Origin of the sequence: Acinetobacter sp. YH12241 (assembly GCF_013417535.1) — a bacterium.
Taxonomy (GTDB): domain Bacteria; phylum Pseudomonadota; class Gammaproteobacteria; order Pseudomonadales; family Moraxellaceae; genus Acinetobacter.
Window position 1 is genome coordinate 1 of sequence record NZ_VPDQ01000044.1, and the last position, 14,309, is coordinate 14,309.

Genomic DNA, 14,309 nt, shown 5'->3' on the forward strand with positions numbered 1-14,309 from the left:
GAGTACTTTGATTATCATCTTAAAGAAACTGAATGGCGTTGGATGAGGGAACCTAATGAGTTAGCAACTGAGCTGTGGAACCTCATTAGGTAAAATTAAGTGTAAATCTGCTAGTCTAGAGCCTATTAAATTAACCTCTCTACCGGACATAGAATCAAAACTCAGCATGAGTCCTCAATTTTTCATTTTCCAAAATCCAGGACTGCACTGAAGATCGCTGAAAATTACGCTGGATATAGGCCTGAATCTTTTCGGGAAGCTCAACATCATGACTAAGCAGACGATGCAGCATAAAGGCTAGATCAAAGTCTGCAATTGACCATCGTTCGGTGAGCCACAACTCTTCAACTAAAATTTCTGTGATTGCCAGTAAGCGCTGAATATCCTGCATGGTTTCAGCCGATGCGATTAAAGGCCTTTTAGGTGGAACAAAGATCGAAGTTGAGGGCATATCCTGCCGGATAGAGGAAAAATCAGTTTTAATCAAAGCCTGAACGGCGCGACATTTTGCTCTGGCTTTCATCTCTGCAGGATATAAAGCAGGATAATCCGGTGCCGGAAAAGCATCTTCCAGGTATTCAGTAATCGCCCACGATTCAAATAAATGAAAATCATCAATGATCAGACAAGGAACTTTGCCACTCGGACAAATTTTACGATAAGCCAAAGATTGCTGTTCCAGCAGATCCAGATCGATCATTTTTTCCTGAAAGTTGAGTCCTTTCTCTTTTAGAGCCACATAAACCGACATGGCATAAGGACTGATACGTTTTTTATCGACATATAAGCAGATATTGTGCATTTCTTATCCTGCCTCTTATGATTATCCACTGCTTTCTACTCTAACGCCTTTTTTATAGAAAAGGAAAATATCGCTGCATATTGATACAAAGCGGAGTTATAGTCTTACATAGGATTGCCGATTCGGATGAATCACCTACCTAAGGCTAAATCACCGGATTAAAAAGACTTCTAATTTTTTGCAGAATAACGTTAAATAAATATTTTCCATTTAGACCTGACTGCTATGCTGAACCTTGATCACTTCCCCGATACCGTATATGCCATTCAACATCTGGCTTTTGAAGACCTAGGTGCCTGGGAAGATGTATTTTATCAGTTGGGATTACGTGTTCGCTATTTTGAAGCCGGTATTGATGACCTGCGTAAAGCGTATGAATATAAAGGTCTGACAATTATTTTAGGGGGTCCAATTGGTGTTTATGAAACGGAGGACTACCCTTTCTTACAACAAGAAATAGACTTACTTAAAGTGCGTTTAGAAAAGAATTTACCCACTTTAGGTATTTGTCTGGGTGCTCAACTCATGGCTCATGCACTCGGTGCTAAAGTCTATGCAGGACATAGCAAAGAAATTGGCTGGTCTAAACTTAGTCTTCCAGCCACTGAGAATAATCCACTACAAGCCTTGGAAAATATTGAAGTGCTACATTGGCATGGCGATACTTTTGATCTGCCTAAACAGGCTGAATTATTAGCCAGTTCCAATCTCTATCCAAATCAGGCTTTCCGGATAGGATCAAATATTCTGGCTCTGCAATTTCATCCTGAAGTCGCTGGCGATAGCTTGGAAAAATGGCTAGTTGGTCATACCTCTGAATTACGTCAAGCTAAAATTAATATCCCAGTTCTTCGGGCAGCCAATCTTCAATTTGCGCCTGCACTGGAAAGCACTTCTAAATCTGTCCTAGAGCAATATCTGACTCAGTTAAAACTAGTATCTTGATCAAAGGTACTGGATAAATATTTATGATTAAAAGTTTGCAAAATAGATTAATGGAATCATAGCTAAGATTTTTTAGTTTCAGATAAATGCCAATTCTGATTCATAACTCATCTATTGGCCCAAGAAAAAAGCACCTTTATAAAGGTGCTTTTTTCTTTTTATGCAGAATGGAAATAAATCTTATTTCTTTGCAGGTTCTGCCGGAATGGTCGCTTCAGTGGTGATCTGAACAGTAATCTTGTCACTCACATGCGGAACATTCGCGCCTAAGCCGAATGCAGAACGGTCAAATGATGTTGTGGCATTAAAACCAATTGCCGGAACTTTTGCCATCGGATGTTCACCCTGTTTATTTAACACCGCATCCAGTACCACAGGTTTAGTGACATCTTTCACGGTTAAGTTGCCGGTGATTTTATATTTGTTTTTGCCTAAAGCCTGAACTTTAGTACTTTTAAAAGTAATATTCGGATATTTGGCAACATCAAAAAATTCTGCTGTCTTAATATGGTCATCCAGTGCTTTCACATTCGTATTAATGCTTGCAACCGGGATGTTCACATTGACCGAAGAATTCGCAGGTTTTTCATTATCAACATTAATGGTGCCTTGGATGTCACTGAAGTTTGCAGATGGCGTAGAAAACCCAAAATGGTTCCAGCTAAATACCGTCGCAGTATGACTCGGATCAATTGTATAAGTCACCGGTTTTGCAAAGCTAAAAGTTGCAATAGATGCGGCTACCAAGCCTAAAGTTAATGTTTTCAAATTCATGTTGTTATCTCTCGTCTGAATTAACTTCAGTTTATAGAATCTTGAACCGTTTACATCCCTAAAGATAAAACGTTTTGTTGCAACTATGAAACGATAAAATTGTAAATTCTCGTGTAAATCTAAGCATTTAAGACATACGATACTGGATAAATCCGGTTTTTTTGGCCACTTTATCATAGAGCAATCTGGCTTTATGGTTCGATTCATGGGTCAGCCAGTACACCCGATCACAATTACGCTGCTTTGCTACATCATAGATATGCTGAATCAGTACACGTGCTACGCCCTGCCCGCGATAATCCGGATGAACAAATAAATCCTGCAAATAGGCATAAGGACGCATGGTCCAGCTACTGTTATGTTCGATGACATGCACAATCCCAACGACCTTTCCATCTATCAGCGCCGCAAAACCGTACATTGAATCTAGCTCATAATTGGTTAATTTATCCCAGGTATTTTTACTTACCTCATCCGAAATTTGGGTCTGATAAAAGCGTTGATAGTCTTGCCATAAAAATAGCCATTCGGGCTGTGATATTTGCTCTAGAGATTTGATCTGGATCTGGGATGATATTTCCATATTGAGTAACTTCTTTGGTTTATGTCTTTAATTATCTTTAAGTCAATTATTTACGATATGAGTCATTAGGTTTTTATGATGGCACGAACTTAGATTTATCTCATCTAATGTTCATAAGCAACTGTCAGAGGAAATCATCCGACATAAAAAAAGCCCCATTCAGGGACTTTTAGTATTTTCTGTTAAAGTTTTTCAACCAGAATACGATCCACCTGTTTCAAACCAGAATGCTTTTCATGGTTCTTACGACGTACTTTAATGATTTTTTCTTCAGCCATTTCCTGAAGTAATAGCTCAACCGCAACCATTGCTTCAAGGGGTAGATCCTGCCCGATCCATTTCTGCTCGCCTGCATCCATTAAAGTAATTTCATCACTAATTTGTTCATACAAGCTCATGTTTATCTCACTCTTTCATTTCAATTATGGGAGAACACTTTTTAGCGGTTGCCACATGAAAACAAGGCTAGAAAGCGGAAAAACAAAAGACGCCCCAAAACTGGGGCGCCCTTAAAAAACGACTTAATCAGTTGATTAAGCAGTAATCTCTTTTACAGCTGTTACAACAGCTTCAGTTGTAATGCCGAAGTGTTTAAACAGGTCTTTAGCAGGTGCAGATTCGCCATAAGTGGTCATGCCGATCACACGACCATCCAGACCTACAAATTTCCACCAGTAATCTACATGTGCAGCTTCAACCGCTACACGTGCACGAATATTTGAAGGAAGAACCGCTTCACGATACGCAGCATCCTGTTTCACGAACTCTTCAGCACATGGCATAGATACAACACGTACACCTTCGAGTTGTGCATAAGCTTCCATTGCAAGAGAAACTTCAGAACCAGTCGCAATGATGATCGCTTTCAATTCGCCTTTTTCTTCAGCCAGAACATAACCACCTTTCGCTACATTCTCAATTTGTGCTTGAGTACGCGTTTGGAATGGCAGGTTTTGACGAGAGAAGATTAACGCTGTTGGGCCTTCTGAACGCATCAAAGCAGATTTCCAGGAAATCGCTGCTTCAACAGTGTCGCATGGACGCCATGTATTCAGGTTTGGTGTACCACGTAAAGATGCGATTTGTTCAATTGGCTGGTGTGTAGGACCATCTTCACCCAGACCGATTGAATCGTGAGTATATACATGGATCACACGTTGTTTCATCAGTGCAGACATACGTACTGCATTACGTGCATATTCCATAAACATCAGGAATGTTGCTACATAAGGAATGAAACCGCCATGCAGTGCAACACCGTTGGCAATCGCAGTCATACCAAATTCACGTACACCGTAGTGAACATAGTTACCTGCTGGATTGTCCTGTACGCCTTGCGCGCCTTTCCAAAGTGTCAGGTTAGAACCTGCAAGGTCAGCAGAACCACCTAGTACTTCTGGTAGTGAAGGCACAAGGGCTTGTAACGTATTTTGGCTCGCTTTACGTGTAGCAATGGTTTCTTCTTTTACATTTACTTCAGCGATATAAGCATCCGCTTTTGCAACAAAGTCAGCTGGAAGATCACCAGAAAGACGACGTTTTAATTCAGCTGCTTCAGTTGGATATTTTGCTGCATAAGCGGCAAAAGTTTCATTCCATGCTGCTTCAGCTTGTGAACCTTTATCTTTGGCATCCCAAGCTGCGTATACATCCTCAGGAATGACAAACGCTTCATCTGACCAACCCAAAGCTTCACGAGTCAATACGATTTCGTCATTACCTAAAGGAGCACCGTGACAGTCTTCTTTACCCTGTTTGTTTGGTGAACCTAAACCAATCACTGTTTTACACATGATGATGGTTGGTTTGTTCGCTTCAGCTTTTGCTTCAACAGTGGCTTGACGGATTGCATCAGCATCATGACCGTCAACTTTGATCACTTGCCAGCCATAAGACTTGAAGCGTTGTTCTGTATCGTCAGAGAACCAACCTTCAACTTCACCGTCAATCGAAATACCGTTGTCATCATAGTAAGCAATCAGCTTACCCAGACCTAAAGTACCTGCCAAAGAACATGCTTCGTGAGAAACACCTTCCATCAAGCAACCATCGCCCAGGAAGCAGTAAGTGTAGTGATCTACAACTTTGATATCTTCCTTGTTGAATTGCGCTGCTAAAGTTTTTTCAGCCAGTGCAAAACCAACAGCATTTGCGATACCTTGGCCTAAAGGACCAGTGGTTGTTTCAATACCCGGTGCATAGCCCAATTCTGGGTGACCTGGAGTTTTAGAATGAAGTTGACGGAATGCTTTAAGATCTTCAATTGAAAGATCATAGCCCGTTAAATGAAGAAGTGCGTATTGAAGCATAGAGCCATGGCCATTCGACAATACGAAACGGTCACGGTTAGCCCAATTCGGATTTGTTGGGTTATGGTTTAAGAATTCGCGCCAAACCACATCAGCGATATCTGCCATCCCCATTGGAGCACCTGGATGTCCTGAGTTTGCTTTTTGCACAGCATCCATTGCCAATACACGAATTGCGTTTGCAATACGACGTTCATTAAGCGGGGTTGTCATAAATCAGCGTCCAAATAAATTCAGAAGAAATAGGAAATGATGAAAAGACTTTCAAAACTGCCGTCTATTGTCTTAAAAAAACAGCGAGGGGTAAAGACTAGCCTACAATATTTATCAATTTATTGATCTTGTATTTACCTATCGGATAAATATTCTGCACTTTTAAGGTGCATTGATTGACTAGAGTCTAAGTTAAATTCTAATAAGATGATAAATCTGGGATTATTCTTAACTATTTTTTATAAATTAAACTTTTACAATATGTTGAATTCCTCTTCAGGATACCTCCAGCTAGGAGTCAAAACAGAAGATCCAGACTTAAATAAGTGATCTTTTTCCAGTCCATAAAAATGCATATGTGAATATCTAATGTCTGCCCAAGATCATCAGACATGAAAAGATAAAGGTTGAAGTTCAATCAGGCTAGTCGATACCACGAAAATCATTGTCCTCGACACTCTTTAGGTAAATAACGCTGACTGATATCGCTCGAAGAACAACTGCCGCCATAGACATCAAAGGCGATGGATTTGCCACGGATTGCCGTATCTATCCCATCCTGCCGTAGCTTAAATTCAATCCGGCAAGCTGCATTGATCACGACTTTTTCAATATATTGGGTTCCGCTGCCAATTTGACGGCCTGCATCACAGTGACCATCAGAGGCAATAAATTGAGTTCGATAGCTACCCGCTTGCTCAAAAACCTCCGCTAGTTGGCTTCGCACTACATAACTGTGATAACTCATGCCAGCTACTGTCGCCAGAATGGCAATAATTGTGAGTACAATCATGACTTCAATCAAGGTAAACGCCTTTTGATACATGCTTTTCCATCTCCGTACAGTCTTTTAAACAAGTCCATACCAAAAGATTTCGCCACTTCCTGACAGGCGGTTTCTGAAGACTTGAAACTACTATGCAGAATCGGACTATTTGCAGCAAGGCTGTCTGTCGTACGATCAATACCCCCTTCTTAATTTATTAATAGAATGATCACTTTCCTTGATATTTTAGGCACTTTAATTTTTATATTTTTCTTAGTATTTAGTTATGCAAATTTGTTTAGAAATATCACTGCTTAATAAGCGTCCTTTATCAATTCACAGACTATTTATTAAGTTTATTAAATGAATCCGCCCTGCTGTTTAATTAGGCATATCAGTTTTTTTAATTCCAATAATCAAATAAAAGCACAATAATTTGAAACAATTTCGTGCAATTTTGTCGAGTTGCGCTAGTCCTAGAGCACAAGTCGATGTAACATATCGGGTCTTTAAATTTAACTGTGATAGGACTATGCGCGAGTACGCTGTATTTACTTCGGAATCTGTAAGCGAAGGCCATCCAGATAAAATGGCTGACCAAATCAGTGATGCTATCTTGGATGCAATCTTAAAAGAAGACCCATACGCACGGGTTGCTTGTGAAACGCTTGTAAAAACAGGTGCGGTTGTACTTGCCGGTGAAATCACAACAACTGCGAACATCGATTTTGAAGCGGTTGTCCGCCATACCGTTAACAGTATTGGTTATCATCATTCTGACCTTGGCTTTGATGGTTCGACTTGTGCGATCATCAACATGATCGGTAAGCAGTCTCCTGAAATTGCTCAGGGTGTAGACCGTCAGAAACCTGAAGATCAAGGTGCCGGTGACCAAGGCTTGATGTTTGGTTATGCCAGCCGTGAAACTGATGTACTCATGCCTGCGCCAATTTCTTATGCGCACCGTTTAATGGAAAAACAGGCTGAATTACGCCGTAACGGTACATTGCCTTGGTTACGTCCAGATGCAAAAAGCCAGGTGACTTTCGCTTATGAAAATGGCGTACCTGTTCGTCTAGATGCTGTTGTGCTTTCAACTCAACACGATCCTGAAATTTCACAAGCTCATTTAAAAGAAGCTGTGATTGAAGAAATCGTGAAAAAAATCATTCCTGCCGACATGTTCCATGCAGACACCAAATTCCACATCAATCCGACCGGGATGTTTGTGATCGGTGGTCCTGTAGGTGACTGTGGTCTGACTGGCCGTAAAATCATTGTAGATACTTACGGCGGTATGGCACGTCACGGCGGTGGTGCATTCTCTGGTAAAGATCCATCAAAAGTTGACCGTTCTGCTGCTTATGCAGGCCGTTATGTTGCGAAAAACATTGTCGCTGCGGGTCTTGCTGATAAATGTGAAATTCAGGTGTCTTATGCAATTGGTGTTGCCGAGCCAACTTCAATTTCAATCAATACCTTCAATACAGGCAAAGTGTCGGATGAATTGATCGTTCAATTGGTTCGTGAGCACTTTGACCTGCGTCCATATGGTATTACCCGTATGTTGAACCTGATCCAGCCAATGTATAAACAGACTGCGGCTTATGGTCACTTTGGTCGTGAAGGTTCAGATACTGCATTTACTTGGGAAAAAACTGACAAAGTCGAAGCACTTAAAGCATCTGCTGGTCTATAAGTTTTCAAGTTTTAAAAGCTCGCTTTATGCGGGCTTTTTTTATGGCTTCTACTTTTAGCCTGACAAAAATTGAGCTGGAAATAGTTGTGTTTTGTTACATCTAAAACTCATATTAAAACGGATAAACTTATTTTTTATAAGCAGTGAGAAGCAATCCATATAAGGGTTGTAAGAAAATACATTCAAATAATCAGACAATTTATATCTAGCAAAAATTGTATAAGCCTTTATAAAAATTACATTTAGCGAACAAATTCTGATCTAATTATTAGCATAAATTCAAATAAATACTCGCTAGACTGTTTTCGACCTTACAACTACAAAGGATATGACACGATGAATAAATTACTTGTTGCTTTGGGTTTAGTTGCTACCGTAACACTGGTGGGTTGTAGTAAAGAAAAACAGCCTGAGACTGGCGCGACTACAGGTGAGCATTTAGAAAATGCTGCTACTCAAGCCGGCCATGATATGGAAGATGCCACTCATGAGGCTTCTCAGGAAACTGACCAAGCCATGGATAATGCGGCTGCAAATGCTTCCCGTGCCGCTGATGAAGCCGCCGCTGCGACTTCTCGAGCAGCAGATGCAACTGCTGAAGCCGCTAAAAACGCGACTGCTGCAACTGCCGGTGCTATTGAAGAAGGCGCAGGCAAAGTACGTGAGAAAGCTGAAAATTAATTTTTAAAGCTTTCAATCTTTAAAAGCCTGCTTTGCAGGCTTTTAAACTTTTTATACGTTTCACTATTAGACGGGTGATTGTTCTAATTAAAATGATATCTTCTGAAATAATCACGACCTTATATCATTTAAAGTCATAATTATTATCAGTTATCAGGATATTTAATTGGCTCTTAGAAATTCTAGATCAGCCCATTTTAGTGAGAAATTGCGTAATATACGCGACTTTATTTTTAAAACTTGATCTCCCATGTTTGTTATTGCTGCGTCTTCCCAGCGATCGAATCTCTCGGTCTGGGTGGCTTTTATTTTACTTGTATTAGGAACTGTCGGTGCCTATCACATCGTGGGCCTGAACCAGGCTCTATTATTTCTGGTGGGTGGTGCACTGGGTATGACCTTGTATCATGCCTCGTTTGGTTTCACCTCCAGCTGGCGCGTCTTTATTAAAGAACGTCGTGGTCGTGGCTTACGTGCCCAAATGATCATGCTGGGTCTTGCTGTATTGCTATTTTTTCCTGCTTTAGGCGCAGGTGAACTGTTCGGTAATCCAGTTCAAGGCTTTGTCAGTCCGGTTTCGCTTTCTGTGGTAATCGGGGCATTTATTTTCGGGATTGGCATGCAGCTCGGTGGCGGTTGTGCATCAGGCACACTTTATACCGTTGGTGGTGGTAGTGCCCGTATGCTGGTAACCCTGTTCTTCTTCTGTGCCGGCTCACTGATTGCGACTTCGCATATTGACTGGTGGTTTAACCTGCCTCATTTCGCACCTATCTCCATTGTAGAAAGTTTTGGTGTCATTCCTGCACTTGTTTTGAGCTTTGTCATTTTTGCTGTTATTGCTACTGCAACTATCTTTTTTGAAAAGAAACGTCATGGCAATTTAGAAGTTGAACCTCAAAGCCAGCATCAGGGCTGGAAACGCTTTTTGCGTGGTCCATGGCCATTAATCTGGGGTGGAATCATTTTAACCCTGCTTAACTTTGCTACTTTGGCGCTGGCTGGTCGTCCATGGGGGGTTACTTCTGCCCTTGCTGTCTGGGCCGCGAAATCTGCAAGTTTTGTTGGAATTGATGTAGCCTCTTGGGCGTATTGGCAGCAACCAGCCAATGCCAAAGCCTTATCTGAATCGCTCTGGTTCGATATTACGTCTATGATGAACTTTGGCATCATGCTTGGTGCATTATTGGCTGCCAGTCTGGCAGGTAAATTTGCTCCGAACTTCAATATTCCAAAACGTTCATTGGTTGCTGCGGTTATTGGCGGTTTGATGCTTGGCTACGGCGCTCGTCTGGCTTATGGCTGTAATATTGGTGCCTATTTTAGTGGTATTGCTTCTGGCAGTGTACATGGCTGGTTATGGCTGGTCTTCGCATTCATTGGAAATGGGCTTGGGGTAAAACTTCGTCCAATTTTCTTCCCCGGTGAGAAACCTCAACCAGAAAAACTGACTGGTTGCTAAATAAAAAAGCCCATCTTTGTGATGGGCTTTTTTATAGCTTAATACTTACAACGCAGCTTTTAAGTTACAGCCATAATTCATGGTCTGTTGAACTTGGCGATAAGTCGTATAACGATCCAGAATAAAAGTATAGAACTGATCGCTAGATGCAAAATTGGATTTCAGGTCTTCATTCTCGGCTTTAGGTAACTGGATCTTGTCGATCAGATTCAGATTATAATGTCCCAAGCGATACATCTCGGCAAAATAGCCATTCATCATGTCACAATAGGCGACTTTACTGGATTTTAGCGCAGTCCGGCTGACAGGATGCTGATTCAAGGTTTGCAGGTTATTCACATCCAAAGGCAGCTGATGAGAAAAGGCAATACTTTCTACTTTTTTAAATTGCTGAAAGTCTTGTGCCAACTTACTGTTTAGATCATCAAAACGTTGCTGTAATTCCTGTGCACTTTTAACCTGATATTTACCTGGATCTACTGCTACTTTCTGTTGCTCTGCTGAACATGCGGCCAATCCAGTTACCATAGCTAATGATGCCAGCCATACCTTCATATCTATACACTCGATCTAAATATTAGCTGTCATTATGCCTTAAACCTGGGCGAAGATTTTATTTAAAGTACTTTCTCATTCATATAACGCCAGTAGCGCTTAGGTACATATTGGATATGCAGTTTCATATTTTGTCGTGCCTGAATATTCACGCTTTTAAAATAATCTTTCCAAAGCTGATCATAGAGTACTTCTTCATCATCCAGTTCAATACTAAAAGACTGACTATGTCCAATCCGGATTTGTGGATCAACTATTTCTGCATTCATTTCTATCTGATGTACATCATCTAAATCGTAATAGATGCCGTACTGGCGCTGCTCATCATAAATTAGCCAACGCTGGTCTTGGTAACGTTCCTTAAAATGTCGGGAAATAATCGGCAGTACATTAAAATCCGGTTTGACCAGACTGAGAAACAATCCATCTTTGGCCTTTTTGAAGCGGACAAAAGCTTCCATACGATGCTTTTCACGCCCGACCTGTTTGCACCATTGTGACATTCCAATGACTGCATGATGGCCATAATCTTTATCAACCGGCCACTGGTTTTGAAATACATAGACCGCAAAATCAAACAGATTCTGAAACGCCTGTTCTTTTTCAGAAAGAAAGGCATAATAAAAGGCTTTTAAACTGCTGTATGATACTTTCTGTTTTAAGCCTTGCCAGACCCGCTGTCCCTGACTTTCATTCGAGGCCACATGAATAAAATCATCGAATAAGCCATTTTGTGCCTGCGGATTGGCAGTCACTTTGACATCAAACTCTTTAAATTCAAAAGCCCGAAATAGACAGCTTAATAAACCGGTCATGGTGCCATCAAAACAGTAGTGTGCCATCAGAAACCAAATCCCAGTTGAGGTGACAGTTGCTGCTGATATTTGGACTGACCCGCTTGTAAAATCTGCTGGCGAATCTGCTGGGATTGCTGCTCCTTTTTAAATTTCGGTGTATCTGCACAGCGAATAAAATGCTGCGCCCGGTTATACGCCACGCCCATCCGTTTTAGTTGATCGATATGAATCTGACCAAAACGGCGTGCCTGTACAATCTTTTTGGCAGAACGTACTCCAATGCCAGGCACGCGTAATATTATCTTGTAGTCGGCTCGGTTAATATCAACCGGGAAGGCCTCCGGATGGCGTAAAGCCCAGCTCAGTTTTGGATCAATATCCAGATCCAGATTTGGATGCTGGTCATCCACAATTTCATCTGCTTCAAAACCATAAAAGCGCATCAGCCAGTCAGACTGATATAGACGATTTTCTCTTAATAAGGGTGGCGCTGAGCCGATTGCAGGTAAGGCTTTTTCTTCGGGATTAATCGGAATATAGCCAGAAAAATACACGCGTTTCAGCTTAAATTCCTTGTAGTGCCGATCAGCCATCAAAATAATATCTTTGTCCGTTTCACTATGCGCACCGACCACCATTTGCGTGGTCTGTCCTGCGGGAACAAATTTGGGAACGGATTTGATGATCTTACGTTCATCTTTCAACTGGATTAAGCGATCCCGTACAATTCCCAGATCTTTTTGCACTTCTGTATGGGTTTTCTCTGGAGCAAACTTTTGCAAGCCTGCTTCGGTTGGCATTTCCAGGTTGATACTCATCCGGTCGACATATAAACCCGCTTCAGTAATGATCTCCTGCGATGCTCCGGGAATGGTTTTGAGATGAATATAACCATTAAAATTTTCTTCAAGACGCAGCTTTTTCACCACCTGCAACATCCGCTCCATGGTGTAATCTGCTGATTTAAAAATTCCCGAACTTAAAAACAGCCCTTCAATATAATTACGGCGATAAAAATTCATGGTCAGATCGACCACTTCCTGCACGGTAAATGCAGCACGTTTTACGTCATTGGAACGACGAGAGACACAATAGGCACAGTCAAAAATGCAGACATTTGAAAACAGTATTTTCAGTAATGAGACACAGCGACCATCTTCGGTATAGCTATGACAGATTCCATTTCCGGTATTGCCCAAGCCTTTGTCTTTATTTTTACGGTTACTGCCACTCGATGAACAGGACACATCATATTTGGCAGCATCAGCTAAAATTTGTAGTTTTTCTCGGATACGATCAGACATGATTTCAGCAAGTTGTTGGCTAAAAACCTATTATAAATTTTCCCCGTTATGCACTATAGCTTTCCTGTCTTTATAGCGACATCTCATGTCGTAAGAAATGTAATTGAACCGTTATCCATACAGCATTATTTCAAAATAAAATAACCAATATGATTTGCTTAATTCTGCGGCTATAGGCAAAGTAGATAGAGTAACAGGGAGCAAATCTATGTCTTTATTAGAAAAACTCGGAATAAAACATCCTATTTTTTTGGCCCCTATGGCAGGCGTTTCGACACCTGAACTGGCAGCGGAAGTTTCAAATCAAGGTGGTCTGGGTTCGCTGGGCTTGGGAGCCAGCAGCGTAGAGTCTGCGCGCCAGCAGATTTTAAAAACTCAGGAACTTACAGATTGTCCGTTTCAGGTTAACTTTTTCTGTCATGACAGTCAGCCTCTTGATGAAAACGTAGCCCAAGCCTGGATTAACCAGTTTAAAGATAAATTTGCTGAATACGGAATTAATCCACCCACTCAATTACACTGTATTTACCCAAGTTTTAAAGACAATGATGATTTCTTGAATCTGGTTCTTGAAACCAGACCATGTGCGGTCAGCTTTCATTTTGGTATTCCTCTTCCGCACCAGATTCAGGCTCTAAAAGATGCCGGTATTCTGACGATGGTATCTGCCACCAATTTTGCTGAGGCGAAAGCCATTCAAGAGGCAGGGATTGATATCATCATTGCTCAAGGTATTGAGGCTGGAGGTCACCGGGGTATCTTTAGCACCAAGTTTGATGCCTCAGTCAAAACCTCTAATCTGGTCAAGTTAATAAAACAGCATTTTTCATTGCCAGTGGTTGCTGCAGGCGGAATCATGAATGGTGAACAAGCACGTCAGATGATGGACTTCGGCGCTGAAGCAGTACAATTAGGCACGGCATTTGTTCAGTGTAAATCTTCCAATGCCAATGACGCCTATCGTAAAGCGCTACTGTCCAAGCCGCTGACTCAAGTTAGTGCCAGCATTTCCGGCCGTCCAGCGCGTGGCATCATTAATCACTGGCATATAGACATCGACACTCCTGATCGTCTGGATGTACCTGCCTATCCATATACTTATGATCTGGCCAAGCAGTTACATGCAGCAGCGTCCAAACATGGTGATCAGGGTTATGGCGCGTTTTGGGCTGGTTCGAATGTGGCGCAAATTCGTGAGATGGAAGCTTCTGATTTAATTAATCAGTTAGTGCTGGAAATGAAACAGAAATAAAAAAAATTTATTTTTAAAATAAAAAACCTCTCCACGGAGATAATGCCAGTCAGTTAAGCAGACATTAGAAAAATGTAGTAAAAATGAGTGTATGCCAATACGCTCATTTTTTTATGACTTTATCTGAAAATTTAGATTGTACTCTTCAACATTCTCTACCTTCACTT

The 14,309-nt window shown here is 41.3% G+C and carries 14 protein-coding genes and 1 pseudogene; 6 read left to right on the plus strand and 9 right to left on the minus strand.

All coding sequences use genetic code 11. The features are described 5' to 3' along the window. A pseudogene (locus tag FTV18_RS14630) lies at positions 1 to 93 on the plus strand (IS1595 family transposase); the annotation flags it as partial. 61 nt (positions 94 to 154) lie between these two features. On the opposite strand, the gene yfcF reads toward FTV18_RS14630, so the two are convergent. Further along, on the minus strand, positions 155 to 802 hold the full coding sequence (gene yfcF / locus FTV18_RS14635) for a glutathione transferase (RefSeq protein ID WP_180018664.1): 648 nt from the start codon (positions 800 to 802) through the stop codon (positions 155 to 157). Between the two features lie 225 nt (positions 803 to 1,027). On the opposite strand from yfcF, the gene FTV18_RS14640 reads away from it, so the two are divergent. Continuing rightward, positions 1,028 to 1,747: a glutamine amidotransferase gene (locus FTV18_RS14640; RefSeq protein ID WP_180018666.1), complete on the plus strand. Its 720-nt coding sequence runs from the start codon at positions 1,028 to 1,030 to the stop codon at positions 1,745 to 1,747. 180 nt (positions 1,748 to 1,927) lie between these two features. Here the strand turns inward: FTV18_RS14640 and FTV18_RS14645 are convergent, their stop codons facing one another. The 5 genes from FTV18_RS14645 to FTV18_RS14665 form a co-directional block, all read right to left on the minus strand. Then, positions 1,928 to 2,521, minus strand: coding sequence for a YceI family protein (locus FTV18_RS14645; protein WP_180018667.1), 594 nt, complete (start codon positions 2,519 to 2,521; stop codon positions 1,928 to 1,930). 127 nt (positions 2,522 to 2,648) lie between these two features. Beyond that, complete coding sequence (locus FTV18_RS14650; RefSeq protein WP_180018669.1) at positions 2,649 to 3,104, minus strand: GNAT family N-acetyltransferase; 456 nt, start codon at positions 3,102 to 3,104, stop codon at positions 2,649 to 2,651. Positions 3,105 to 3,286: 182 nt separating this feature from the next. Beyond that, the gene (locus FTV18_RS14655; protein WP_004786275.1) at positions 3,287 to 3,502 is read right to left on the minus strand and encodes a hypothetical protein; all 216 of its coding nucleotides are present in this window, start codon (positions 3,500 to 3,502) and stop codon (positions 3,287 to 3,289) included. Positions 3,503 to 3,637: 135 nt separating this feature from the next. Then, complete coding sequence (tkt, locus tag FTV18_RS14660; protein ID WP_180018671.1) at positions 3,638 to 5,626, minus strand: transketolase; 1,989 nt, start codon at positions 5,624 to 5,626, stop codon at positions 3,638 to 3,640. A gap of 442 nt (positions 5,627 to 6,068) precedes the next feature. Then, on the minus strand, positions 6,069 to 6,452 hold the full coding sequence (locus FTV18_RS14665) for a prepilin-type N-terminal cleavage/methylation domain-containing protein (RefSeq protein WP_159123753.1): 384 nt from the start codon (positions 6,450 to 6,452) through the stop codon (positions 6,069 to 6,071). Between the two features lie 472 nt (positions 6,453 to 6,924). On the opposite strand from FTV18_RS14665, the gene metK reads away from it, so the two are divergent. From metK to FTV18_RS14680, 3 genes are all read left to right on the plus strand, one after another. Further along, positions 6,925 to 8,091: a methionine adenosyltransferase gene (metK, locus tag FTV18_RS14670; RefSeq protein WP_004786281.1), complete on the plus strand. Its 1,167-nt coding sequence runs from the start codon at positions 6,925 to 6,927 to the stop codon at positions 8,089 to 8,091. Positions 8,092 to 8,427: 336 nt separating this feature from the next. Beyond that, positions 8,428 to 8,772 (plus strand): hypothetical protein, encoded by a 345-nt coding sequence (locus FTV18_RS14675; protein WP_180013114.1) that lies wholly within the window; start codon positions 8,428 to 8,430, stop codon positions 8,770 to 8,772. A 250-nt stretch (positions 8,773 to 9,022) separates the two neighbouring features. Then, the gene (locus tag FTV18_RS14680; protein WP_180018673.1) at positions 9,023 to 10,234 is read left to right on the plus strand and encodes a YeeE/YedE family protein; all 1,212 of its coding nucleotides are present in this window, start codon (positions 9,023 to 9,025) and stop codon (positions 10,232 to 10,234) included. A gap of 45 nt (positions 10,235 to 10,279) precedes the next feature. On the opposite strand, the gene FTV18_RS14685 is transcribed toward FTV18_RS14680, so the two are convergent. The 3 genes from FTV18_RS14685 to FTV18_RS14695 all read right to left on the minus strand — a co-directional run bounded on the left by FTV18_RS14685 (position 10,280) and on the right by FTV18_RS14695 (position 12,890). Next, positions 10,280 to 10,789, minus strand: a complete 510-nt coding sequence (locus FTV18_RS14685; protein WP_180018675.1) for a hypothetical protein — start codon at positions 10,787 to 10,789, stop codon at positions 10,280 to 10,282. Positions 10,790 to 10,851: 62 nt separating this feature from the next. After that, positions 10,852 to 11,631, minus strand: coding sequence for a TIGR03915 family putative DNA repair protein (locus tag FTV18_RS14690; RefSeq protein ID WP_180018677.1), 780 nt, complete (start codon positions 11,629 to 11,631; stop codon positions 10,852 to 10,854). Further along, positions 11,631 to 12,890 (minus strand): putative DNA modification/repair radical SAM protein, encoded by a 1,260-nt coding sequence (locus FTV18_RS14695; protein ID WP_159123756.1) that lies wholly within the window; start codon positions 12,888 to 12,890, stop codon positions 11,631 to 11,633. The genes FTV18_RS14690 and FTV18_RS14695 overlap by 1 nt, the downstream gene beginning before the upstream one ends. Positions 12,891 to 13,098: 208 nt before the next feature. Between FTV18_RS14695 and FTV18_RS14700 the strand changes: the two genes are divergently transcribed. After that, the gene (locus tag FTV18_RS14700; protein WP_180018679.1) at positions 13,099 to 14,142 is read left to right on the plus strand and encodes a nitronate monooxygenase family protein; all 1,044 of its coding nucleotides are present in this window, start codon (positions 13,099 to 13,101) and stop codon (positions 14,140 to 14,142) included. The last annotated feature ends 167 nt before the right edge of the window (positions 14,143 to 14,309 follow it).